The organism is Paenibacillus wynnii (assembly GCF_030812855.1).
Lineage (GTDB): Bacteria > Bacillota > Bacilli > Paenibacillales > Paenibacillaceae > Paenibacillus_AQ > Paenibacillus_AQ wynnii_A.
The window spans coordinates 1-24,147 of the sequence record NZ_JAUSTK010000012.1 but is presented as its reverse complement, the minus strand read 5'-3'; the positions used below and the strand labels follow the sequence as shown (position 1 = coordinate 24,147).

Below are 24,147 nucleotides of genomic sequence, written 5' to 3'. Positions count from 1 at the left end.
AATGTTGAACTTTTAAACAAAACGGTTCCTTCTATAGACTTACGAGGAAGTTGTCGTTTTGCCGTAGGGGAAGGCACTTAATGCCTTCATAGACTTAATACGTCCGCACAACACTTCAACGCTCAGTCCTGTCAGCTGCCGCTGCTCTTTAATGGAACCATGCTCAACAAAAATGTCCGGCACACCCATAATATGAACATGAGTTTCATACACCTCATGCTCAGCAAAAAATTCCAGAACAGCGCTTCCCAGACTTCCCGCTTGACTAGCCTCTTCGATAACGATCATATGGGTACCGGCATGTGCCAGATCCAGCAGCATGGTGTCGTCGAGGGGTTTCAGGAAGCGGGCATTCACCACACCAACCTGAATTCCTTCACGCTTTAGGAGCTCCGCAGCTTCCTCAGCCAATTGAACCATTGGACCGCAAGCTAATACTACTACCTCATCTCCTGAACGAAGCCGCTCCCAGGAGCCGATAGGAATACTATGCATTTCTTTATCCAGAGTTACACCTGTTCCATTGATACGGGGGTAACGGTAAGCAATCGGTCCGTCATTATAATCAATTGCGGTCTTCATCATATGGCGCAGTTCATTCTCATCTTTTGGCATCATCATAACCATGTTCGGAATATGCCGCATGAAAGCTATATCATACACACCCTGATGCGTCTCTCCATCAGCGCCTACAAAGCCAGCACGATCAATAGCGAACATTACGTTAGCATTATGACGGCAAATATCATGTACGATCTGATCATAGGCGCGTTGCATGAAGGTGGAGTAAACCGCGAATACAGGCTTCATCCCTTCCATTGCCAGCGCAGCGCAAAGTGTCGCCGCATGCTGTTCCGCAATACCTACATCTATCATCCGGTCTGGGAATTCCTTGGCGAACGGAAATAAGCCCGAACCGCCAGGCATAGCAGGTGTAACCGCGACAAGTCGTTTGTCTTCTCGTCCAAGCTCGATAAGGGTCTGACCAAAAACATCCGTATACATTGGATTGCCTACCGCTTTTAGTACTTGACCCGATTCAATCTTGTAAGGTGTAATTCCATGCCATTTATAGGAATCCGCTTCCGCAGGTTGATAGCCCTTACCTTTTGTCGTGAGCACATGCACAAGAACAGGACCCGCTACATTATCCGCCTGATGGAAAGTATCGATCATCTTCTCCAGATCATGACCATCCACCGGACCTAGGTATGTAAAGCCAAGCTCTTCAAAAAGCACACCTGGTACCATCATATATTTAAGACTGTCCTTCATTCGTTCAGCGGTTTTGGCTAAACGACCCCCGATTGCCGGGATTTTTTTGAGCAGTCCCTCAACTTCATCTTTAGCACGCAAATAGTGGCGGTCTGAACGAATTTTACTCAAATAATTGTGCATCGCTCCTACGTTAGGCGCAATGGACATCTCATTATCGTTCAAAATAACCATCAGTTTACGCTTCTCATGCCCGATATGGTTTAAGGCTTCAAAGGCCATACCGCCTGTAAGTGCACCGTCACCAATGACGGCAATAACCTTATTGTCCTCACCCTTCAAATCCCTGGCAACTGCCATACCCATGGCAGCAGAAAGTGAAGTACTGCTGTGTCCTGCTTCCCAGACATCATGCTTGCTCTCCGAACGTTTAACAAACCCGCATAACCCGTCCTGCTTACGCAGGGAGTCAAAACGGTCCATCCGGCCAGTCAATATTTTGTGAACGTACGCCTGATGGCCTACGTCATATATCATTTTGTCCCGTGGACTCTCATAACAGTAATGCAGGGCCAGCGTGAGCTCCACTACTCCTAGGTTAGATGCCAGATGGCCTCCGGTCACAGATAGCTTCTCGATCAAAAACCGGCGGATCTCATCCGCAAGAGTAGTCAGTTCTTCGACCGACAGTGATTTCAGTTGCTCAGGATCTTTTATTTGTGGAAGCAGCACGTGTTTTCCCCGCTTTCCTTGATGTTGTAAAATATAGGTCTCATTATAGCACAAACGAAACGGCTGTCGAAATGCAGCCGCTTCTGAAATTTTCTATTATTCTCTGTCGCAGGGGTCAATGGTCCCGTTTCATCAAGTATCCGGCAATTTCCAGCAATCGGGTACTGTCTGTAAACCCTCCCTCCAATACAGCTAACTTGGCTGTTTCCGTTAGACGTTCAACCTCTTGTTGTGAAGCCTCAAGGCCGATGAAATAGGGATAAGTAACCTTTTCTTGTTTAAGATCGCTACCCGTCTTTTTGCCAAGTTTGCCTTCATCCCCGATCAGGTCAAGAATGTCATCCTGAACTTGAAACGCAAGACCAATATGAGTACCGAAGCTCCGTAAGGCCTCAAGCTGCTGTTCAGTGGCTCCACCAATTCTTCCACCTGCTAGTAAGGAAAAGACGATAAGATCTCCCGTTTTGTGCAAATGAATATATTGCAGCTGTTCAAGCTCGGTAAGACCCTGCTCACCTTCCATATCGGCAATCTGTCCTCCGACCATCCCCCGAGGACCCGCCATCTCTGCTAAGTCCTCTACAATAGAAAGCACACACTCAGCAGGCACACTATAACTGCGAGAAGCTTGTACAATACTGTAAAAGGCATGCGTCAATAATGCGTCCCCGGCAAGGATTGCCGTGGCTTCTCCGAATACTTTATGGTTTGTTAACTTACCCCTGCGGTAGTCATCATTATCCATAGCAGGCAGGTCATCATGAATCAGTGAGTAGGTATGAACCATCTCAATGGCTGTTGCGACAGGCAAGGCTGCCTCTCGCCGCCCTCCAAGTGCTTCACAAGCCGCAATGACAAGCAAGGGGCGAAGGCGCTTTCCTCCAGCCATAAGCGAATACTTCATGGCTTCCCTCAAATTCTGTGGCACTTCCCAATGTTCCGGGAACAGCCTCTCTATTTCGGTGGTGACAAGCTCAATTACCGCTGCAATATAATCCTCAAGTGGCTCTCGAAAGGATTCTTTGGATCCACTTTGAAGTTCATGATTATAGCGATTCATCATTGTCCCCTTCCAGCCGGGCACCGAACGGCTTTTTGCGCAGTTCTCCGTCCTCTAAGGCAATCAATTCAATTTTATGCTCTACTTCCGTAAGCTTGCTGCCGCATAGCTGCGACAGCTTCATGCCCTGCTGAAAAAGATCTATGGCTTTCTCCAGGGGAACGTCGCCGTGCTCAAGCTCACGCACGATTTCTTCCAGCCGGTCCATTGCTCCCTCAAAATCCAGTTCCGGTTTCTTCGTCATCGCCTTTGGCCTCCTCCTTCATCCCCCGAACTTGGCAGTCAAGTTGTCCATCGTTCAACTTGATCACTACAAGATCACCAATTTGTACCTCAGTCATTGATTTAATGAGATGCTGTTCACCTTCGTCATAGACAAGGCTGTAACCTCTCGACATTACTTTGAGTGGACTAAGCGCATCCAAGTGACGCATTTCCGCCACATAACGGGATCGCTTCTCTTGCAACCGTGCCTGCATGGCGCTCACCAGCTCGCGACGCAGACTTTCAGTGCGCCTCCGGGCAGCGATGACCCCCTCACGCGGCGTAAACCTCTGCAGGCTATGCTGCAAAACGGTTTGACGCTCTCGTGCGCGGCTAACTCGCGTTGCCAAGGCGACGGCAAGACGCCGCTGAAGCATGTCCAGCCGCTGTGTATGCTGAAGCAGGTATCGGCGCGGGTTCACCAGCACCGGGGAACGCTGTAGAGAAGAGAGCCTCTCCCGGTCACGCTGAGCGCGCCGGAGCAAGCTCTGGCGCAGGCGTCGCTGCGTCTGCACCAGTTGAGCCGCCAGCTCGCCTGCATGTGGTACAGCCAACTCTGCGGCGGCTGTTGGTGTTGCAGCCCGGAGGTCGGCAACAAAGTCGGCGATCGTGAAGTCAGTCTCATGGCCTACGGCCGAGATCACTGGGATCTCCGACGCAGCAATCGCCCGGGCGACTCCCTCTTCGTTGAACGCCCACAGCTCCTCTAACGACCCACCGCCACGGCCGACAATAAGTACATCGGCTTCCCCCATGGCATTCAATTCTTGAATCGCCTTAACTACGGAAGGACCGGCACCTTTTCCCTGTACCAGCACGGGATATAATACAACTGATGCTTGCGGAAAACGCCGCTTAAGCGTAATCATGATATCTCGTACCGCCGCACCTGTTGGAGAAGTGATTACCCCGATACAGCGCGGAAATCGCGGCAAGGGACGCTTACGATCCGCTGAGAACAACCCCTCAAGTTCGAGCTTGCTCTTCAATTGCTCATAAGCGAGATATAGACTACCTATGCCGTCAGGTTGCATATGTGTCGCATAGAATTGGTATTGCCCATCCCGTTCATATACAGTCACATTCCCTCGGGCAATTACCCTTGCGCCTTCCTTAGGAACAAAAGGCAATCTCTGGTTATGAGATGAGAACATAATAGCTTTGATACGGCTGCTCTCATCCTTTAACGTAAAGTACATATGTCCACTGCCATGATGGGTGAAATTCGAAATTTCTCCGCGAATCCATACGTCAGATAGTAAGGAATCCGAATCCAGTTTCATTCGGATATAGCGGTTAAGTTCTTTTATCGAATAGACCTGACGTTCGGCTGCCATAAGCGTACCCTATTCCAGACCACGGCGGCGTTTTGCCGCAATCAGTGTATTGCTCATAAGCATAGTTATAGTCATAGGGCCCACTCCACCTGGAACAGGTGTAATATAACCGGCTACTTCTTTAGCACTTTCATACTCAACATCACCTGCAAGCTTACCGTTATCCAGTCGGTTCATCCCTACATCGATGACGACAGCTCCCGGCTTTACATAGGATGCATCGATAAAGTTAGCCCGGCCAATGGCTACTACCAGAATGTCCGCCTGAAGGCATAACTCAGCCATATTTGCTGTACGGGAATGGCACATGGTTACGGTAGCATTTTCTCGCTGAAGCAATAAGGAGACTGGCTTACCTACGATGTTGCTGCGGCCAATGACCACTGCGTGTTTGCCTGCTAAACCTGTTCCAGTCCGTTTGATCAATTCTATAACTCCTGCTGGAGTACATGGGAGCAGACTGTCATCACCAATCACAAGATTTCCTACATTGACAGGATGAAATCCATCCACGTCCTTCTCCACTGCAATCGCATTGATAACTGCTTTCTCATCAATATGCTTCGGTAGTGGGAGCTGCACAAGAATTCCGTCAATCTCATTTCGGCTGTTCAAATCATCTATCATAGCCAGCAGTTCTTCCTGCGAAGTGGAAGCAGACAGTCTGTGAACTTCGGAATAGAACCCTAAGCTGACACAAGACTTCTCCTTATTCCGCACATATACTTGTGAAGCCGGATCTTCCCCTACCAATACTACAGCAAGACCTGGTTGTGCACCTCGTTCTGAGAGTAGTGCAACCTCCCGGGCAATGTCGATACGAATTTCATCCGATACTTGTTTACCACTGATGATTGCTGCTGTCATGACAGACTTCTCCCCTTTTGTGTATAAGTGAATTAAGAATTGCTTTCTTTAATCGTATCAAGCTCCTGAATCATTTTCCCCAATACACCATTAACGAATTTACCCGAATCATCGGTGCCAAAATGTTTAGCCAAATCAATGGCTTCGTTGACAGCTACCTTCGCCGGCACATCATTGGCAAAGATCATTTCAAAGGTGGCCAAACGCAGAATCTGCCGATCAACTCGGGACAGACGGCTCATTTGCCAGCCCTTCAAATAATGCTCAAGAATATCATCAATGGCAACCTTATGCTCCCAGATTCCATCAACATGTTCAACTACATAATGCTTCAGTTGAATCTCATCCGTAATCACTACATCCGATTCATTATCATCTGAAGCTTCTTGGAGCAATATCTCTACTGCTTCAGCACTTTCCACTTCGTTCATTTCCATCTGATACAGGCTTTGCACAATAATTTCTCTAGCTATACGTCTTTTCATGTATTTCCTCCTACAATTTATAGATCCATTATTTCAACCAATTAGTCTAATATGCTTAGCTTGTCCTACAGTGATGTTTTCCACTAAGAGTCTTAATTAAAAAAACCGCGTTGTCCTTCTTCTTGGGCAAACAAAATATAAGCAACAAATCCTGCCCCGGAAGAAAGATATCGCGGTTCACTTGAAGGGACGCCAACGGCCAGACAGCCACTGAACAAATTCCTGCCACTGAAACAGCGGAGCTTGCGCATGGTCTTTTCTTTTGCCGAGCGTATACCCTATGAACACAACCAGTGCAAAGAACAACATATCCCAAAAACCACTTATTAAATAAATCAACCCGAGAAAGATACCGAAGGTCACTCCGGCAATTCTACCCCCGTGACTTCCCCATACTTCTTTCCAAGACATAAGGGAAACTCACCTCTATTCCACTCGACTTTTGAAGCTTGGAGATTGAGTAAGATTAGCAATATACACAGATACATCAGCTACAGGAATCCCTGTTGTCTCCTGCACAAAATCATGCACATTACGCTGAACTTCGGTTGTAAGCAGCGGCAGGGAATGCTCCCCATCCACTACAGCACGAATCATAATCTCAAGGCCGGCCTGGGAGACACGAATACGCGATTTCAGGTCTCGAATTCCCTTGACTTTACCGGCAGCCTTCAAACTGAGATTCTCAATTGTTTCCATGGAAATTTGGATATCTCCATATTCCGTTCGCTGATCCACAGAAGGCATGGAAGCCCGGTCACGGCGAAGAGAGATGTAAAAGAATCGAATGCTGAGCAAGAAGAGAACAACAGCTGCAGTTATCGCAGCAATATACATAGTTGGTCCATCCTTGATCTTCAGATTCTCAGGAATGACGCCGCTTAAAAGGAGGATGGCAATTACAGATAATATTCCGATACTTAAGCTGTATATAAACAGCAGAAGTCTGTCCAAAATTTTCGCCAAGAGTCTCTGGGCCTCCTTAAATTAGAGTAAACCCTCGACTTTTCTGTCGGGGGTTTATTTTGAAGAGTGGGGACCTGTTATTTCACACGTAGATATGCGTCAGTCTCTTCAATTTTGTCAGCGTTTCTGAACTGAACGTCATGAATATGGACGTTCACTTCCACAACGGTCAAGCCTGTCATGGTCTCGATAGAACGCTTAACGTTACGTTGAATCTCCGCAGCTACCTCGGGAAGACGGTTGCCGTATTCAATAATAACAGATACATCCACAGCAGCCTCACGTTGGCCAACCTCAACCTTTACACCCTTAGAAAGGTTCTTACGTCCGAGAAGCTCAACAATTCCTCCAGCGAAGCCTCCGCTCATTCCGGCAACGCCTTTAACTTCTACAGTCGCAAGACCTGCAATAATCTCAATCACTTCTGGTGCGATTTGGATCTCACCGATTTCCGTCCGTTCGTATTCTGTCGGCAATGTACTCATCTTAGACTCCACACCCTTCAACAAAAAGTTGTTCATGATTTCAAGCAGTGAAAGCACGTCTCTTATTAAACATACTATATCATTTGGAGAACTTTATGACAAACAATGTGAAATCGGCTTAAACTTCATATTCCTCAAGGAATTTAATGTCAAAGTTTCCGTCCAAAAATACAGGATGTTCCAATAATTTCTGATGGAATGGAATCGTTGTATGTATTCCCTCCACGGCGAATTCACCTAAAGCTCTTTTCATCTTCGCAATGGCTTCCTGACGTGTTGGAGCCCAGACAATCAGCTTCGCAATCATTGAATCGTAGAACGGAGAGATTGTATAGCCGGGATAAGCAGCGCTGTCAACTCGGACACCAAGACCGCCCGGTGGCAGATAAAAGCCTATTTTGCCCGGTGAAGGCATAAAATTACGGTCAGGGTCTTCCGCATTAATACGGCATTCCATAGACCAGCCATTAATCACAATATCCTCTTGAGTGAAAGAAAGCGGATTACCCTCTGCTACAGAGATCATTTCCTTAATCAAATCTACACCGGTTACCATTTCGGTTACCGGATGCTCCACTTGAATACGGGTATTCATCTCCATGAAATAAAACTGTCCATCGGACCCCAGCAAAAACTCCAAGGTGCCTGCACCAGAATAGTTCACTGCTAAAGCTGCACGTACGGCTGCTTTACCCATGGCTTCCCGGATTTCAGATGTCAAAACGGAGCAAGGTGCTTCTTCAACAAGCTTCTGGCGGCGGCGTTGTACAGAGCAATCACGTTCGCCCAAATGCACAACATTACCATGGTTGTCGGCAATAATCTGAATCTCTACGTGCTTCATTCCCGTAAGGAATTTCTCCAGATATACGCCAGCGTTGCCGAAGGCTTTCTGCGCTTCCTGCTGAGCGGCAGTAATTTGTTTCACCAAGGATTCTTCATCCTCGGCAATACGGATACCCTTACCTCCGCCGCCCGCTGTAGCCTTGACGATAATAGGATAACCGATATCCCGGCCCAGCATTATAGCTTCTTCCACATCCTCAACAATTCCGTCAGAGCCTGGAATAATCGGAACACCAGCCAATTTCATTGTTTCCTTAGCTACGGCTTTATCTCCCATACGGGTAATGGCTTCCGGTGAAGGACCAATAAAGATAATATTACAGGATTCGCAGATCTCTGCGAAATCGGCATTCTCAGCCAAAAAACCATAGCCGGGATGAATAGCATCACATTCCGTCAAGGTGGCTACACTCATAATATTTGTAAAGTTCAGATAACTGTCCTTGGACGAAGTCGGACCGATACAGTAAGCTTCATCTGCCAGCCGGACATGCAGGGAGTCCCGGTCAGGCTCTGAATAAACCGCCACAGTGGATATACCAAGTTCACGGCATGCCCTGATAATGCGGACCGCTATTTCGCCGCGGTTGGCGATCAGCACTTTTTGAATGTTCATGCGTTTCCTCCCAAAAGTTATGCATACTTCTCGTTCCCTATAAATGTTATTCTGGTTTCACCAAAAACAGCGGTTGTCCGTATTCTACCAGTTGGCCATTCTCAGCCAGCACGGAAACGATCTCACCCTTAATCTCAGCTTCCAGCTCATTCATAAGCTTCATCGCTTCAATAATACAAACCGTTGATTTCTCACTCACACGATCTCCAACACTTACGAAGGAAGGCAACTCAGGAGATGCAGCACTGTAAAACGTACCTACCATTGGAGATAAGATCTTATGTAATGGGCCCTCTGCAGGCAAAGATGATGGTTGCGGTGTAGCAGGAACCTCACTCACAGGATGTGCTGCTTGCTGCGGATTCAGCGGTTGGTGGGCAGGCGTAAAGGGATAGGCATAAGGAGTCACCTGAACTGCTGCACCTTCAGCTTCAGTGCGATCCGGTTTACGAATAGCCAGCTTCATACCTTCGCTTTCAATCTCCAACTCGTGCACGGAGGATGTTTGGTCCAGCAATTTAATCAATTCCTTAATCTCGCTTAACTTGAACATACTTTAGTTCACTCCTTCAGCTGTCTCGCGAAGCCACTCTTCTTAGCAAAAAGAAGAACCCGCTTCGCCGTCCACAGTGGGACGGTATCCGTTTCTCATAAAAATATAAGTAAAGTATATAGAAAGGCAAGACTTTCTTATATTCCAAGATAACTTTATGTATTATATCACAATCGCTAGAAATGGAAAGAGCCCGGGATAACCCGAGCCCTTTCGTCATATTTCTCTTATTTACTCTGCTGATATTACTCAGATACGTATTGCACACTGATCTTGTCCTGAGTTACGCTAAGTTCTTTCATTACTAGATCGATTATGCCTACGGCCTGTTTCACGTCCAGCTTGTCGCTAAGCACGACAACTTTGTAGGTATTCCCCTTCTCTTCTTTAACAATAGCTTCACCAAATTTAAGTTGCAGCTTCTCTTCGATGCCCGTAATTTTGGATTCTTTTTCCTCTAAGCTGCGAAGTTGTTCTTGTGCCATTGCGTTATCCGCAGGTGTTTTATCCATATCATTAACTAATGCAAGCAAATCATTGTAATCCTTCAGGTTTTTTTGCTCACGCTCATATAGGTAGTTGGTGAACATGCTGCTGGCAGAGACGCTTTGGGAAGCTACTTCATCCAGGATAGCGGCATCATCTTTAACTACTGGTTGGTCGGCTGAGGCAGAAGTGTCTTTCTCTTTTACCGCTGTATCCTTTACGGGATCTTTGGTAGTCTCAGAGGTTGCAGCAGCCTGTTCTGAAGCCAGAGGGTCCTTAACAGCTGTGTCTGTTGCTAATCCATCCTTAGAACTATTAGTGTCTGCATCTGTAGCAACAGCTCCAGTATCGGCAGCAGTACCCGGATCAACGACGACATCACCGTCTTTTACCACTTCGTTAATTACTACTCCTTCATCCCCTACCGATGGTAGTGTAGAACCTGCCGCATCCTTCACATTCCCCTCAACCTGAATACTTCCTGCAGTCTCAGTAGGTGCGGATACACCTGAATCCTCAGTAAATAAATAATACGCCGATAGAACTACCATTAAGCTAAGCATGGATACCAACCAAATTGTTTGTCTTTTACCGTTCATTGCTACTCCTCCTTTGTTTTCCTTGCGCTAAACCATCCCGGGAAAATCTTGACCTTCCTTTACTCCTGCTTACGTGGTACTACGGATATACGGTAAACTGGAACATTCAAGCCTTTCTCCACCGCTTGTTCAATCAGACCGCGGACCACTTTATTCTCGGCACCTTTAGCTACTACAAGCACTCCTCGTACCTGAGGTTTGATCCTCTTGGTAATAATAGGTGTCTCATCACCGGATTGAGTATAAGTAACGATTTCACCATCTCTTGTGTACTGCGTTGTATGACGTTTTCCCCCATTGGCATCTGTTTCTTCACTAAGCTGTTGGGAATCATTCATATGCTTCTGAACAACAATTTCCTCCGTAGAATCCACTGTTACCATGATGTCTACTGTGCCTACACCAACGATTTTCTCCAGGATTTCCTTCGTCCGATTCTCCATCGCAAGTTCGATGCTGTCGAAGGAATTGGAAGCTGGAATATCTCCCTGCTGCAACGCCGTTTGTGTGGTTCCACTGATCGGAGGTTCCCGGCCCGTATTCTCATTGTCCAGTTTCTTTACATTTACGAAAGAATTAAACAGCATTATTGCTGCTCCGAGCAGACCCAGAATAATCAGCCAACGAAACGTTTGGCTTCTCTTTGGACTTCCAGATCCGCCTCCGGCCCACTGCTCCAGCTTTTTCAGCCATTTCCCCACTTTTCATCCCTCCTCTACAGCTTTGGTATGTACTTCGAATGCTATATTTTTATAGTTTAGCTGCGTCACCCTTGCTGCTCCGAACCTTGATTACTTCTGCTTCCAAACCCCACCTTGTTTCAAGGAGCTTCAGAATGGCTTTTGCTTGTGCTTGATCCGTCTCACTAACGTAATCATCGGACTCGATTGCAGCACCCTTTGCAGTGACCTCTTCCGTTGTAGCTATGTTAATTTCAATCTTTTTTACAGGGGAAATGACGATAGGTTCAGAGTCGTCACTTCGATCAGCTGTTGCTTGAGGCTCAGGGAGTTGAACAGTAACTGAAGTAATAGCAGGTTGGGCTTCAGTACCTGGGCTTTCCGGTTTTTTCATAGCCAGTGCAACAGTAACCTGAACTCCGTTGCCCCCTGTTTCCCTTATAATTTGATCTTTCATCTGTCCGGCAATTTCGTTTGCAGCGATTTCGAGAGTATGCTTCTGTTGTCCCTGCGCCAGCTTTTGTCCATCTGCCAGAATCTGCTGCAATGTTCCCGCTCCTTGTCCCCCGCTTGAGAGAAGACCGCCCTGTGAGCTCTGCTGATCCATAGCAAGACTCAATTCTGAGATGGCATCCCCTTTGAGCAGCGAAACAATCGGACTGAGCATGGTGAGTAAAACGAGAAGACTAAGGACGAGTCTGGCGTAACGTTCCATAGATTTGCTCGGTAGAAGCATTTCCACGAAGGAAGCCAGCAGTACGACAAGAATAATTTCTTTTAACCATCCGCCTAACCAGGTCATGAACCCCCTCCTTAAGCTCACCTCATCATGACGGTGACATTGCCGGCAGTCAGCATAATCGTGACGGCCAGAAAGAACATCAGTGAGACCGCAGCCAAGGCCGCGAACACGTAAATCATGCTTTTACCAATCGTCTGCAGGCAGGACACAATCGGTGTCTCACCCAAAGGCTGCATCACAGCCGCTGCAACATTATATATAAGGGCCAGAACCAATATCTTGATCGCCGGAAAAGCACACAGGAACAAAATAATGATGACGCCCGATAATCCGATGGCGTTCTTTACTAGCAGCGACGCGGAGATAACCGTATCCGTTGCATCCGCGAACATTTTGCCGACAACCGGAACAAAATTTCCTGTTATATACTTAGCAGCTCTGATGGTCACCCCATCAGTAACGGAGCTTGTAATCCCCCTCACAGAGATAACTCCTAGAAAAACAGTCAGCAATACGCCGAGTAAACCTACCCCTATGTTCCGCAGTAAATTGGCCAGATGAGTCAACTTGTATTTATCCGACATCGAGCTTACCAGATGCAATACTGCCGAGAAGAATAGAAGCGGAAAGACAAGGGTATGAATCAAAGTGCCAACCGTATGAATCATAAAGACAATGAGCGGATGAGTGACTGAGACGGTCACAATATTGCCCATGGAAGCCAACAGTGCGAAGAGCAATGGGATCATTGCCATCATAAAGTCAATCATTCGATCAATAGCATCTTTCGCATAACCTATGGCAATGTTGAAGCTGTTTACGGCGATCACCAATACCACCATGTAACAAAGTGCGTAAGCAACCTTGCTGACAGTCTGTCGTTCAAAGGCCGTCTGAAGGGTCTCCAAAATCATGCTAAGCACACTGATCATGACAATGGTGACAAGCAGCTTGCCGTTATACATAACTTCATGCCACATGTAAGAGCCGAGACCGGAAAGTACACTTCTTAGACTCAAACCGTCATCACCCGGCACCAGCATGTCCATAAGTGAAGGAGTAGCTCCATCCGGAAAAAAACCGCCGTAATCCTTCATCAGTTGATCCCAGTATTTTTCCACTCCATCTTTTGGCAAATCCTCTATTTGCCCCCTTACCCACCCGTCAACAGGTGAACTTGAGGTGTTATCAGCAGGAGAAGAGGAGCCGTAGGCCGTACCTAGGAACCAAGGGAACAGCGAGCAGCAGAGCAGCAGAATCAGCACCAGCACTATTTTTGGGGGTCGGAAAAGTTGACGTACAAGCATGATTTCTCCTCCCGGTTCACGATGGGGGTACTGCTTCGCTTACGCAGGCAGCAGCTTCATTACTGTTTCGATGATAATACTGATAATGGGCACGGCCAGAACCATAATGAGTACCTTTCCGGCCAACTCTATCTTGGAGGCGATTGAATCCTGACCCGCATCCCTTACTACCTGTGCACCGAATTCGGCAATATAGGAAATCCCTATAATTTTAAATACCGTCTTCAGATAAATCATTTCCATTCCCGAGGACTCTGCTACCCGCTCCAGTGTGTTCAGGATCATCCCGATCTTGCCGATCAGGAACAGGAAGATCAGAATGCCTGTAGCCGTTGCGAGCAAAAAAGCGAACAATGGTTTTTGTTCCTTCAGAACGAGGATTAGAATGGTCGACAGTAGCCCGATTCCAACGACTTGAATGATTTCCATAGTGCACCTACTGAAAAAGGAAAATTGTTTTTATTTCCTGAAGCAGTCCATCCAGCATGCGAATCACCATAAACAACACGACGACGAAACCTATTAGGGTGACCCAGTGGGCGATATCTTCTTTCCCCATCTGCTTCAATACCGTATGAATCATGGCGATAATGATGCCGATGCCTGCAACTTGGAAAATCGTATTGACTTCAATATTCATTCCTGGCACCTCGCTAAAAGATCAAAATGACAATCAATACTCCAAGCAGCAGCCCCAGGCTTTTGCTCATTTTTTCATATTTGCCCTGCTCATCTCTGGCCGCCAGCTCCTCCTGATTCAGTTGCTGCAAAGCCAGCGTGATATGAGTGGTCTGGTTAGACCTGTCACTTGTCCCGAGCGTACAGCTCAGCTGCCGGATAATCTCCTTCTCCGAAGCGTTCATGGCTGTGTTCTTCCAATGCATCTCCATAGCTTTATCGATGGCATCCTGAGCACTTCTATTATTAGGGGGACTCATTTCATCAGCAGCCGTAACAAAAAAGTGTTGAAGCGGCCCCTTTGTTTGAGCTCCTATTCTCCGAAGAGCTTCCGGCAATGGCGTAAAGCCGTACATAATTTCAGTTTCCAGGCGCTGTAGTGCTGCTATTAAGCTGCGTATTTGCCGAGGCCTGTCTGCATATAGCCGAGCACGCTGAAGACCTGCCAGCGTGCCCGCCAGTACGATCATTACGGCTCCAAACAGCTTAAGCATAGGCATCACCACCCCGTCTCTCTTCCGGTGAACCTGTCAGCCTTCGATTCTGGTTATCCAGAATTCGAAAGGACATTCCTGTCTCCGAACGATGTAAGATCACATATCTTTCAAACATCTTGTGTTCAAGCAATCCTCCCAGAGCGGGTCTGCGGGTCAGCTCGGACACTTCCTTGCCATGAGCCGTAGCCAACACTGAAATTCCGGCGTGAAGGGCTTCAGTTACTGCCTCAGCGTCCTCCGGACGACCTATTTCATCGGCTATCAGTACATCGGGAGATAAAGAACGAATCATCATCATCATCCCTTCTGCCTTGGGACAGCCATCCAAAATATCTGTCCGCGGGCCCACGTCAAAACTGGGAATCCCTCGCCTGCTGCCTGCAATCTCAGAGCGTTCATCTACTATGCCAACCTTAAGTCCTGGACGGCTTCCTTCGCGGCTTCCCTGTCTTCCTGTGGAAATCTGCCGCGCCAAGTCACGGAGAAGGGTTGTTTTACCATGCTGAGGCGGTGAAAGGATTAGTGTATGAAGAACCCTCTGCCGGCTTTTATCGAATAAATACGGCAGGATAGCGTCGGCTGCACCCGGTACCGCACGGGCAATCCGCACGTTGAAGCCAGTTATGTCGCGTAGATGCTCAACACCGCCGCCGCTGAGTACAGTCCGCCCGGCAAGTCCAATTCTGTGACCTCCGGGAATGGTAATGAAGCCTTTACGCAATTCTTCCTCCATCGTGTAGAGTGAATGATTACTGATAAGATCCAGAAGACGGTGACTGTCCTCGCGATCCGGCTTATAAGCTTCCTCAGGGTTCAGTGTCAGCGTGCCATTCCCGGTGAGAAAATGGTATTTCCCGGAATAATTGATTTCCAGGGGCCTTCCTTCCCGAACCCGGATTTCCTCGACCGTCATTAGCTTAGGGAGAGGTAAACGTTCAAGCAACGCTCGTACTTTTTCAGGAAACAACAGAAGCCATTCGTTAACCATACAAGGTACCCCCAAGTTGTCCTCTACTTAATCGCTTTATTCCATATTTATGCTTGTACGTGTCTTTTATGCACTATCATCTATCATTTTTTCAGAATGCCTATTAAGAGACACGTTACTCCGCAGGCTACCCAGCCCATCTTGCCCCAAGACAACTGCTGTGCCATTCCCGTCAACCCTATAGCTGTAGTTGTTATCAGAATGGTCGGCCCTACCAATGCCAGCGTCGAATTGATAACCAATGCCTTGTCCACTTGATTTAAACGAAGCATAAAAAGTGCAGCAGTGATTTCCAAACTCCCTGACAGCAGACGAAGGATAGCCATCCAACTCACGTACTTGTCCAAGTACACTCAACTCCTTTGGATATTTGTAACAATCTCTTTACCTATGCCCGACTCTTTCTTTTTCCGGCTATTATCCATGGATATGCAGGACTGTCCCACTTTAGACAGGGAGAAATGGCTAACCCAAAAACAATAGGAGTGTGAAAGAAATCATAGTTATCACTCTCATAAATAAATATCATCGGTATGATAAAATTATTTTTACAGAAAACTATTCAGTACACGACTTTAAGACACAAGAAAAAGAGGGGTTCTAGGTTATGCATATTCGAAATTACGGGGTTCCCTTTCCTACGGGGACTGTAATGAGGCGAGTTCGGGAAGTAGTTATTATTATTTTATCTGCCTTGCTGGTAGCTATTGGTTTGCGTTTGTTCCTCATTCCTCATCAATTATTAAGCGGTGGGGTAGCGGGGACAGCCTCTGTTATCGGTTATTTAACAAATCCTAAGTACATTTCATTGTTTTATCTCGGTATCAATCTGCCGATTCTTATATGGGGTTTTGTTGTGGTAGGCAAAAAGTACATATGTCTTAGTATGCTGTCGGTTGTTTCTACTACATGGTTCTTAACGATTATCCCACTTGGAAATGTGACAAAGGACCCCATTCTGGCCAGTATCTTCGGCGGGGTGATCATTGCAGGCGGGATAGGATTCTCTCTCCGTGCCGGGGGTTCTTCTGGGGGATTTGATATTCTGGGCTCCATTATTACACGCAAACGTGACATCCCTATGGGAAGTGTATTGTTCGTAATGGATGGTCTAGTCATTCTTAGCCTAGGCTTCTTCAAAAGTTGGGATTCCGCCTTGTACGCGATGCTGTGTATCTTTGTAAAAAGCAGGGTTGTAGATATGATCCACATTCGGCATGTGAAATTAACTTGCTTTATTGTTACAAAAGAGCGTGACCGCATGCTTAACCGACTGAAGCTATTGCCACATGGGGTAACTGTTGTAAATGCAGAGGGCGGGTACAGTCACGAGGGGAATACGATGCTTATGACAGTCACCACAAGATACGAGCTGGCTGATTTAAGAAAAACGATCCTTGAGACAGATCCGAAATCCTTCGTCAATATACTCGAAACCGTTGAAATCGTGGGCAGGTTTAGAAGGCAGGGGTAGGACTGGAGGGATTGAAGAATTCCTTTGAGTAGGATCAACGTGGGCGTCCTCATCAAGTACTTACGTCAATCCACTCAAATAACAAGGGCTGCCCCAAGAAACCGGACAGCCCTGTCTTTTATTTATTTTTTCCACCGTTTAACTATTTTCTAACGTCGATCCTGGGGCCCGCCGACAAAAGCCTGCTCTACAGTATCAAGGTTGTAGGCGGTATGTAGCGCCTGAATGATACTTTGCAAATTACCGGCTTCAATTACACAGGATACTTTAATTTCTGAAGTACTAACCATTTTGATGCTTACACCCTCTTTAGAGAGTACTTCGAACATTTGAGCTGCAACACCTGGATGGCTAACCATTCCTGCACCAACAATAGATACCTTGATCAGGTTATCTTCTGAGGTGACTTCGCGGAAAGGCAGCTCTGCATGGAGCTGTTGAATAACTGCCTTCGCCCGCTCCAGATCACTGAGTCCTACGGTAAAGGAGAAATCGGCTTTGTCATTTAGAACTCCGCTTTGCACGATAATATCCACGTCAATCTCTTCTTGGGCCAGCTTGCCAAAGACCTGCGCCAGAACACCCGGAACATCAGGCACTCCCAAAATACTGATTCGGGCCACATTTTTGTCATATGCGATACCGCTTACGATTACCCCTTGCTCCATGCTTGCTTCCTCCTTCACAACAGTACCTTCATTATGGTTAAAGCTTGATCTGACGACCAGCTTCACTTGGTGGCGTTTGGCATACTCAACCGCACGGGGATGCAGTACAGCAGCGCCCAAATTAGCGAGTTCAAGCATTTCATCATAGGAAATTTCCTTCAGCTTGCGTGCAGTCTTCACAATACGCGGATCAGTAGAGTATATACCGTCAACGTCCGTATAAATTTCACACACATCCGCTTTGATCGCCGCAGCCAATGCGACAGCCGTTGTATCGGAGCCTCCGCGTCCCAATGTAGTGATCTCGCCATCCAAAGTCATTCCCTGAAAACCAGCGACAATAACGATTTGTTCCCGTTCGAGAGATTCAAGCACACGCTGTGGGACAATCTCGTTAATGCGGGCCCGTCCGTGAGTTTCATCCGTGCGGAAACCTGCCTGCCAGCCCGTATAAGATACGGCATTCCGGCCAATTCCATGAAGAGCAATAGACAAGAGGGCAACAGATATTTGTTCTCCAGTTGTCAGCAGCATATCCATTTCGCGGGCGGGCGGTTGCCCGTTAAGCTGAATGGCCTGGTCGATCAATTCATCCGTAGTATCCCCCATTGCGGATACAATCACAACGCAACGATGCCCTTCGTCCTGCTTCTCTGCGATGCGTTTGGCGACGCGCTTCATTCGTTCTGTGTCGCCGACGGAGCTGCCTCCGAATTTCATGACATAAAGTGACAAAGTCCTTCTCACTCCTAACCTAGGTCTGTGTAGTATGTTTCTATCGGTTTCCCGCTTTAAACCAGTATAATACGAAAATACAGCTTGGGATATTGATTTTATGAAAGTTTTTGTTACAAATACAGGATGTTCAGTTGATCTCAATGCCAAAAGCCTCCTCCGCGAGCAGCGGGGAGGCCAATAAATGCAGCATTTAGTTCTACGCGCGGGAGATATATTTACCTTCGCGTGTATCAATCAGCAGAACATCATCCTCATTAATGAACAGTGGAACCTGCACATTGAGACCTGTTTCAACTTTTGCAAATTTAGTTGCGCCTTGTGCTGTGTTCCCTTTGATACCAGGCTCAGTTTCTACAACCTTGAGTTCAACACTGGTAGGTAAGTTAACCCCAAGAATTTCACCTTGGTAGCTAACGATTTTTACGTCCATGTTCTCTTTCAAGAAGTTCAATTCCCACTCTAACTGATTAGCATCCAGTGTAAATTGATCATAAGTCTCGTTGTCCATGAATACATGCTCTTGGGCACTTGCATACAAATATTGAACCGCACGGTTCTCAATAATTGCCCGTCCGATAGTTTCGCCTGCGCGGAACGTACGCTCCACAGTATTACCGTTACGCAGGTTTTTAAGCTTGGAGCGAACGAATGCTGCGCCTTTACCTGGTTTTACATGCTGAAAATCTAGAACGGTAAATATATCTCCGTCCACCTCTACGGTTAATCCTGTCTTGAAATCGTTAACTGAAATCACTACAAACGCCTCCTGATAAAAAATAAATTTGTGCCTTTATGAGTAAATATAAACGATGCGGGGGAATTGTTACAGTACTGTATAGTCCTTGGATGAATGGGTGAGTAACGAGATGCCGCTCTCAGTAACCACTACATCATCTTCTATTCGTACGCCGCCAATTCCAGGTAAATAAATACCCGGCTCCACGGTCACAACCATACCAGGCTGCAATATATCATCGCTCAGCTTGGAGAGACGCGGCCATTCATGAACCTCCATACCTAATCCATGCCCCGTGCTATGTCCGAATTGGTCCCCGTAACCGTAACGGGTAATAATATCACGCGCCAACGCGTCACATTCCCTTCCGGTCATCCCGGGCTTGATATGCGCCAGTGCATGCAGTTGAGCTTCCAGCACAATATCATAAATCTCCTTTAGCTTTGGATTCGGAGTACCTAGCGCCACCGTCCGGGTAAGATCTGAGCAATACCCGTCAAGTAATGCACCGAAGTCGAAAGTCACGAATTCATTGCCGAGAATCACACGGCTGCTTGCCACTCCATGCGGCATAGCTGAGCGTTCACCGGATGCCACAATCGTGTCAAAGGAAGAAGAGGTCGCTCCATGCGTACGCATGTAAAACTCCATCTCAAGATCCACATCACGCTCGGTCATGCCCGGCTTCAATACGTTCAGAATATGACGAAAGGTGTCGTCCGCCAAATCAGCAGCCCGTCCCATAACAGCTAGTTCCTCTGCATCCTTAATCATACGCAGATCCTCTACTGCCTTGGAGACTGGCACCATTTCAGCAGGCTTCAGAGCTTCTGCATAGGCAGTATAAGCGCTGAAAGTAACATCATCCTGCTCGAATCCCACGCGGACTTTTCCGCCTGAAGGCAAAAGCTCCCGCACCGTATCAATGAATTTTGGTCCATGCTCTACAATTGTGAGTCCCGCCGCTTGTTCTGCAGCTTGAGTCCTATACCTGAAGTCCGTTAATAGATAACATTCCTCAGCCGTAATCAGCACATAACCGGACGAACCGGTAAACCCGCTTAAATATCGGCGGTTAATACCGCTGGTTATTAACATCGCATCCAATCCGCGAGCCTGCAAAACCTTACGCAGCTTGGAGACACGATTGTTTCCCATATTCATTCTCCTCTCGAAATAGCCACATTGTATTTTAACATAGGGCTATGCCATTGAGAAGTAATTTCGCGCGTCAGGCTACACTTATCCTTTCCTCACGCGTTCTTTCATCGGTATACTCAATGGCTATCGTATAGCCAATAAATAAGCCCCATAGCAAAAATATGCAAAATTCAGTAATTACTGTATTCCACGGCAGCTTAAAAGGTCCTTGCTGCAGAAACATCCATGACCCCGCCAGAAATAGAGCAGACCACCATAACACTCCATAAACCATGCCCGGCCAAGGTCCCTTCAGCTTACGCAGAATCAATACATACAGTAGAGATGCTATCACCGAAAAAAAGATAAACACTAAATAACCAATCAAATGCCCTTCCGCCTTGACTAGAAAATCATGTTTAAAAAAAGGCTCCACTAAAAAACCGGGAACCACCTTTGTAAAATGCATAGCGTACATTAACCATCGAGTCGCCCCCCAGATCAATCCGGCAAAAAAGCCTAACTCCATAGCAAACAGCCAAGGATTTGTATGCTCCGACCTTTGTTGGTGTGATTTGCTCATTTTAAGCCCGCCCCGCTTTCTTCATATGTTAGGAACATTTCTACAGTTTTCTCTTTATAGCCTAGTATGCACAGTAAAAGCCGATCCAACTAGTAATGTCGTGGAAAATTAGTTACAATGGTTTATATACAAAACCATAATAAATAAATTACGAGAAGGTGAATTGGTTGTCCCAAAAATCTCCAAGTTACGGCGGGCAAGCTGTCATAGAAGGTGTCATGTTCGGCGGCAAGCATATTAACGTAACAGCCGTACGGCGGAAGAATCAGGAAATCACATTTTTGGAGGTGCCGAAGAGCGATAAGAGCTGGGTTATTAAACTGCGCAGAATCCCGCTGCTTCGCGGCCTTGTCAGTATTATAGATTCCAGCGCTAAAGGCTCCAAACATCTGAACTATTCAGCGGAAGCTTTTGCGGAGGACGAGGTGGAGCCTGAGGACCTGGCGAAACAGAAGAAAAAGGATAAGGATGAAGGCTGGAGCCTTGGAATGATGCTTGGTGTTGCAGTCATGGGTATATTATCCTTTATCTTTGGTAAACTTATCTTTACTCTTGTCCCGGTCCTTGTCGAGAATTTTTTATTCAAAGATGCTTTCGATAATTATGTTCTTCACAATCTGGTGGAAGGTGCAATTAAGCTGATTTTATTGCTTGTTTACCTTTGGGCGATTACTCTAACTCCGGTTGTCAAACGGTTGTTCCAGTATCATGGTGCAGAACACAAGGTCATCAGCGCTTTTGAAGCGGGAGAAGAACTAACGGTTCGAAATGTACAAAAGTACAGTCGCCTGCATTATCGGTGCGGCAGCAGCTTTATGATGTTGACCATAATATTAGGAGTCATCATTTATTCCCTTGTCCCATGGGATAATTTGTGGGAGCGGGTAATGCAGCGGGTTATTTTGCTGCCGCTGGTGATCGGAGTATCCTTTGAGGTACTGAAGGGTACCAATGCAGTGAAGAATGTTCCAGGTTTGAAGTACCTTGGTTATCCAGGACTGTGGCTTCAGCTTTTGACCACCAAAGAGCCAAAGGATGATCAAGTAGAAGTATCCATCGCCTCCTTTAACCGCATGCGGGAATTGGATTCAGCCATTGAAGCAAGAGGTTATGCAGAAGTAAATGTACCTGGAGGCATTTTGGACCCTGCGAAAGGATGAGTGGCCTATGATCAGGCATGCTTTGATTTTTTGGAGTGCAGTGCTGCTCGCGGTAATCGGGCTTGTGGATGGATTCGTGAGGTACGGTTTCAGCTCACTGACACGTTTAATCATTCCCCTTGTATTATGTGCGGTTCTTTACCTGCTCTATAAATATCCGCCACGTCGGTTTGCGAAAAACAGCAGTAGATCAAAAACCAAGGTTAAGGCCTCTCCAAAAACGATGGCGAAGGTAGCCGGTCTTCGTAAGTCACAGGCTTCGGGCGGCAAGCGTAAAAACTATCCGTTTCAAGTCATTGAAGGAAGTAAAGGCAAAAACGATGATCAGCTTCCCAAATATCATTAGTCAACTTTAAAAGGCATCTATCGTTCACTTATGAACAGTAGATGCCTTTTTTGATTTTGGCTATGTTAAATTTTAGTGTTGTTATTTGTGTTTGCCAGCGTTATCGTCAAGTAGCCGTGGACGAGAAAATAATGTCCTAGACTACCGCTGTTTTATTGAGCTAACGTTTCCCGTTAGTTCAATACTTGAATTGAATCCGAATAATTATTAATATTGATGAATCAACAGCAATATACCGGATTACACATGTTTTACTGTTTCGGTTCACGAAAAAACGGCGGTACATCACGATAACGCGCCGCCGTATCTTTACTGTATACTATGCTCTAAGGTAGTAGAAGTTCTGTCCGCATCATTCTACTATTCAAATTTTAACTGGAGCGAATCACAAATTGGCATATAGCCTATCTTTTGATAGATGCTATTAGATGTGGGATTTGCTAAGTCCGTATATAATACGCACTTAGTAAATCCTTTATCCAATGCAAGTTGGCTTATTTGCGCCACAATTGAAGTAGCGTAACCCTTCCTGCGCTCATATGGAGGGGTATATACAAATGCCACGCCAATAGCCGTCTGCATTACCCTTGTATATCCTGCCATAGAAACGGGTATCCCGTTGTCCTCTAAAATATAGATTTTTTTCGATGCTATTCGGTAGAGGTAAGGGTCTGCATCTTGCGGGATGGACATTTCTGTTTTGCCATAACTCCCCGCTGCATAAAATGCTTCAGCCCAGTATGGGAAAAAGTGAATATCCTTTTCATCTAGCAATCGAACGATGCCAACCTCTTGAATGTCTGGGTTTACTGCCGTAAGTTCATATATACGTTGGCTCATGGTTGTTTTAAAAGTTATTCCCTTGCGCAAGGTATATTCTTTGGCAAAATACTCTGCCAAGGTTTTTTCGGTTGTCACACCTGGAATTTCACGGTCTTTCAGCCCATCTATCAGACAGTTTATAGCTTCTGGGTTAATTATGTTGTCTGTTGCATAAAGCGTAATATTGTGTGGCGGTGTCATTATGGCGGTAAGTTGTATGCCCTTAGCATCCGAAATAGTTGCCATAAGCCAATTTACAGGGTCACGCCAGTCTGTTTTGTCTCTTCCTTCATGCCCAATTATGATATTGCCAAGAGGAATCAAATTTTGTGCTTCATGACGCATCAGCACATCATAGGTATCAATGTAAAACTCATGCACATCCGTATACAACTTGAATTGCATTACAATATCACCCTTTCATCTGCTCAACGTTTTTCCGGATTTTTCGAACTAATCGTTCTTTCTTACGGTTTGCTGATTTATCAAAAGTACTCCTGATCTTTAACCCTGCCTGTTGAACTGCACTAATCCCTACCCAAAGCTTCAGCATGATCAAATTCAAGTTGCCGTAATGTCAAACGTTCTGTAACCATCAATTTACTCATTCGATAACCCTCCAATTTAATATTTAATTTATGAAGACGCAAAAAAACCCCATCCCATTTGGGACGGAGTTGCTCCGCGTTACCACCCTGATTGACGTTTATAATAAACGCCCACTTAGCCATCGTCCAACAACGATGCTTCTTTGTAACGGTAGAATCCCGGGCCCATCTACTATAATTCGGGGGCCAGCTCTGAGGTGATTTTTTGATTCGGATATCCGCTGCCTCGCACCAACCGGCAGTTCCCTGAACGGCGTTTCCGTATCTACTTGTCCTCTTCATCGTATTTGGTAATTATTAATTAAGTTCAATATAAGATATTTGCAATATTCTGTCAATAACTCAAACAACAACAGCTCACATTATTAAACAATCCTCCCTCTATGGGGAATCACTTTTCTCTTGAATGCTCGTTATATCTTTAGTTTCTAATTTTATTCGTTCAGTGCAGACAACTTTATGTTGGAAT

Annotated in this window: 28 protein-coding genes and 1 other annotated feature; of the genes, 3 read left to right on the top strand and 25 right to left on the bottom strand. The window is 46.3% G+C overall.

What is annotated here, in order from left to right:
* Nucleotides 1-39: 39 nt before the first annotated feature.
* From dxs to J2T20_RS13415, 20 genes are all read right to left on the bottom strand, one after another.
* A complete protein-coding gene (gene dxs, locus J2T20_RS13510; protein ID WP_307589121.1) occupies nucleotides 40-1,947 on the bottom strand; it encodes a 1-deoxy-D-xylulose-5-phosphate synthase in 1,908 nt (635 codons plus the stop codon).
* Between the two features lie 115 nt (nucleotides 1,948-2,062).
* Nucleotides 2,063-3,010, bottom strand: a complete 948-nt coding sequence (locus J2T20_RS13505) for a polyprenyl synthetase family protein (RefSeq protein ID WP_373457796.1) — start codon at nucleotides 3,008-3,010, stop codon at nucleotides 2,063-2,065.
* Nucleotides 2,994-3,251: an exodeoxyribonuclease VII small subunit gene (gene xseB, locus J2T20_RS13500; protein ID WP_307589120.1), complete on the bottom strand. Its 258-nt coding sequence runs from the start codon at nucleotides 3,249-3,251 to the stop codon at nucleotides 2,994-2,996. The genes J2T20_RS13505 and xseB overlap by 17 nt, the downstream gene beginning before the upstream one ends.
* Complete coding sequence (xseA, locus tag J2T20_RS13495; protein WP_307589118.1) at nucleotides 3,223-4,608, bottom strand: exodeoxyribonuclease VII large subunit; 1,386 nt, start codon at nucleotides 4,606-4,608, stop codon at nucleotides 3,223-3,225. The genes xseB and xseA overlap by 29 nt, the downstream gene beginning before the upstream one ends.
* Before the next feature lie 9 nt (nucleotides 4,609-4,617).
* Complete coding sequence (folD, locus tag J2T20_RS13490) at nucleotides 4,618-5,475, bottom strand: bifunctional methylenetetrahydrofolate dehydrogenase/methenyltetrahydrofolate cyclohydrolase FolD (RefSeq protein WP_307589115.1); 858 nt, start codon at nucleotides 5,473-5,475, stop codon at nucleotides 4,618-4,620.
* Nucleotides 5,476-5,507: 32 nt separating this feature from the next.
* A complete protein-coding gene (gene nusB, locus J2T20_RS13485; protein WP_307589113.1) occupies nucleotides 5,508-5,960 on the bottom strand; it encodes a transcription antitermination factor NusB in 453 nt (150 codons plus the stop codon).
* Between the two features lie 177 nt (nucleotides 5,961-6,137).
* Nucleotides 6,138-6,371, bottom strand: coding sequence for a DUF2273 domain-containing protein (locus J2T20_RS13480; protein ID WP_307589111.1), 234 nt, complete (start codon nucleotides 6,369-6,371; stop codon nucleotides 6,138-6,140).
* Nucleotides 6,372-6,386: 15 nt separating this feature from the next.
* Nucleotides 6,387-6,926, bottom strand: a complete 540-nt coding sequence (gene amaP, locus J2T20_RS13475; RefSeq protein ID WP_307589109.1) for an alkaline shock response membrane anchor protein AmaP — start codon at nucleotides 6,924-6,926, stop codon at nucleotides 6,387-6,389.
* 77 nt (nucleotides 6,927-7,003) lie between these two features.
* The gene (locus tag J2T20_RS13470; protein ID WP_036659166.1) at nucleotides 7,004-7,411 is read right to left on the bottom strand and encodes an Asp23/Gls24 family envelope stress response protein; all 408 of its coding nucleotides are present in this window, start codon (nucleotides 7,409-7,411) and stop codon (nucleotides 7,004-7,006) included.
* Between the two features lie 118 nt (nucleotides 7,412-7,529).
* Complete coding sequence (accC, locus tag J2T20_RS13465) at nucleotides 7,530-8,873, bottom strand: acetyl-CoA carboxylase biotin carboxylase subunit (RefSeq protein WP_307589106.1); 1,344 nt, start codon at nucleotides 8,871-8,873, stop codon at nucleotides 7,530-7,532.
* Between the two features lie 46 nt (nucleotides 8,874-8,919).
* On the bottom strand, nucleotides 8,920-9,426 hold the full coding sequence (gene accB, locus J2T20_RS13460) for an acetyl-CoA carboxylase biotin carboxyl carrier protein (RefSeq protein ID WP_307589104.1): 507 nt from the start codon (nucleotides 9,424-9,426) through the stop codon (nucleotides 8,920-8,922).
* A gap of 245 nt (nucleotides 9,427-9,671) precedes the next feature.
* The gene (locus tag J2T20_RS13455; protein ID WP_307589102.1) at nucleotides 9,672-10,511 is read right to left on the bottom strand and encodes a SpoIIIAH-like family protein; all 840 of its coding nucleotides are present in this window, start codon (nucleotides 10,509-10,511) and stop codon (nucleotides 9,672-9,674) included.
* Nucleotides 10,512-10,570: 59 nt separating this feature from the next.
* Nucleotides 10,571-11,212, bottom strand: coding sequence for a stage III sporulation protein AG (spoIIIAG, locus tag J2T20_RS13450; RefSeq protein WP_307589100.1), 642 nt, complete (start codon nucleotides 11,210-11,212; stop codon nucleotides 10,571-10,573).
* 49 nt (nucleotides 11,213-11,261) lie between these two features.
* Complete coding sequence (spoIIIAF, locus tag J2T20_RS13445; RefSeq protein WP_307589098.1) at nucleotides 11,262-11,993, bottom strand: stage III sporulation protein AF; 732 nt, start codon at nucleotides 11,991-11,993, stop codon at nucleotides 11,262-11,264.
* A gap of 17 nt (nucleotides 11,994-12,010) precedes the next feature.
* On the bottom strand, nucleotides 12,011-13,240 hold the full coding sequence (gene spoIIIAE, locus J2T20_RS13440) for a stage III sporulation protein AE (protein ID WP_307589096.1): 1,230 nt from the start codon (nucleotides 13,238-13,240) through the stop codon (nucleotides 12,011-12,013).
* A gap of 39 nt (nucleotides 13,241-13,279) precedes the next feature.
* The gene (gene spoIIIAD / locus J2T20_RS13435) at nucleotides 13,280-13,669 is read right to left on the bottom strand and encodes a stage III sporulation protein AD (protein ID WP_307589094.1); all 390 of its coding nucleotides are present in this window, start codon (nucleotides 13,667-13,669) and stop codon (nucleotides 13,280-13,282) included.
* Nucleotides 13,670-13,676: 7 nt separating this feature from the next.
* Nucleotides 13,677-13,880: a stage III sporulation protein AC gene (gene spoIIIAC / locus J2T20_RS13430; RefSeq protein ID WP_036657575.1), complete on the bottom strand. Its 204-nt coding sequence runs from the start codon at nucleotides 13,878-13,880 to the stop codon at nucleotides 13,677-13,679.
* 13 nt (nucleotides 13,881-13,893) lie between these two features.
* Nucleotides 13,894-14,412 carry a stage III sporulation protein SpoIIIAB gene (gene spoIIIAB / locus J2T20_RS13425; protein ID WP_307589092.1) on the bottom strand — a complete coding sequence of 173 codons (519 nt, stop codon included), beginning with the start codon at nucleotides 14,410-14,412 and terminating at the stop codon, nucleotides 13,894-13,896.
* A complete protein-coding gene (gene spoIIIAA / locus J2T20_RS13420; RefSeq protein ID WP_307589091.1) occupies nucleotides 14,405-15,403 on the bottom strand; it encodes a stage III sporulation protein AA in 999 nt (332 codons plus the stop codon). Before spoIIIAA ends, spoIIIAB begins: the two co-directional genes overlap by 8 nt.
* Before the next feature lie 83 nt (nucleotides 15,404-15,486).
* The gene (locus J2T20_RS13415; RefSeq protein ID WP_373457795.1) at nucleotides 15,487-15,750 is read right to left on the bottom strand and encodes a YqhV family protein; all 264 of its coding nucleotides are present in this window, start codon (nucleotides 15,748-15,750) and stop codon (nucleotides 15,487-15,489) included.
* A gap of 260 nt (nucleotides 15,751-16,010) precedes the next feature.
* On the opposite strand from J2T20_RS13415, the gene J2T20_RS13410 reads away from it, so the two are divergent.
* Entirely contained in the window at nucleotides 16,011-16,877 is an 867-nt protein-coding gene (locus J2T20_RS13410; protein WP_307589090.1) for a YitT family protein, read from the top strand.
* 149 nt (nucleotides 16,878-17,026) lie between these two features.
* On the opposite strand, the gene J2T20_RS13405 is transcribed toward J2T20_RS13410, so the two are convergent.
* The 4 genes from J2T20_RS13405 to J2T20_RS13390 all read right to left on the bottom strand — a co-directional run bounded on the left by J2T20_RS13405 (nucleotide 17,027) and on the right by J2T20_RS13390 (nucleotide 20,742).
* Nucleotides 17,027-18,280 carry an aspartate kinase gene (locus J2T20_RS13405; protein ID WP_307589088.1) on the bottom strand — a complete coding sequence of 418 codons (1,254 nt, stop codon included), beginning with the start codon at nucleotides 18,278-18,280 and terminating at the stop codon, nucleotides 17,027-17,029.
* A 199-nt stretch (nucleotides 18,281-18,479) separates the two neighbouring features.
* A complete protein-coding gene (efp, locus tag J2T20_RS13400; RefSeq protein ID WP_307589086.1) occupies nucleotides 18,480-19,037 on the bottom strand; it encodes an elongation factor P in 558 nt (185 codons plus the stop codon).
* A 69-nt stretch (nucleotides 19,038-19,106) separates the two neighbouring features.
* The gene (locus J2T20_RS13395; RefSeq protein WP_307589084.1) at nucleotides 19,107-20,177 is read right to left on the bottom strand and encodes a M24 family metallopeptidase; all 1,071 of its coding nucleotides are present in this window, start codon (nucleotides 20,175-20,177) and stop codon (nucleotides 19,107-19,109) included.
* A gap of 73 nt (nucleotides 20,178-20,250) precedes the next feature.
* Nucleotides 20,251-20,742, bottom strand: a complete 492-nt coding sequence (locus J2T20_RS13390; RefSeq protein WP_307589082.1) for a YqhR family membrane protein — start codon at nucleotides 20,740-20,742, stop codon at nucleotides 20,251-20,253.
* A gap of 218 nt (nucleotides 20,743-20,960) precedes the next feature.
* On the opposite strand from J2T20_RS13390, the gene J2T20_RS13385 reads away from it, so the two are divergent.
* A complete protein-coding gene (locus tag J2T20_RS13385; protein ID WP_373457799.1) occupies nucleotides 20,961-21,902 on the top strand; it encodes a DUF1385 domain-containing protein in 942 nt (313 codons plus the stop codon).
* A gap of 7 nt (nucleotides 21,903-21,909) precedes the next feature.
* The gene (locus J2T20_RS13380; RefSeq protein ID WP_307589078.1) at nucleotides 21,910-22,248 is read left to right on the top strand and encodes a hypothetical protein; all 339 of its coding nucleotides are present in this window, start codon (nucleotides 21,910-21,912) and stop codon (nucleotides 22,246-22,248) included.
* Between the two features lie 360 nt (nucleotides 22,249-22,608).
* Here J2T20_RS13380 and J2T20_RS13375 read toward each other — a convergent pair whose 3' ends face one another.
* Nucleotides 22,609-23,475: a GNAT family N-acetyltransferase gene (locus J2T20_RS13375; RefSeq protein ID WP_307589076.1), complete on the bottom strand. Its 867-nt coding sequence runs from the start codon at nucleotides 23,473-23,475 to the stop codon at nucleotides 22,609-22,611.
* A 259-nt stretch (nucleotides 23,476-23,734) separates the two neighbouring features.
* Nucleotides 23,735-23,969 (bottom strand) — a binding site (T-box leader).
* Nucleotides 23,970-24,147 lie beyond the last annotated feature (178 nt).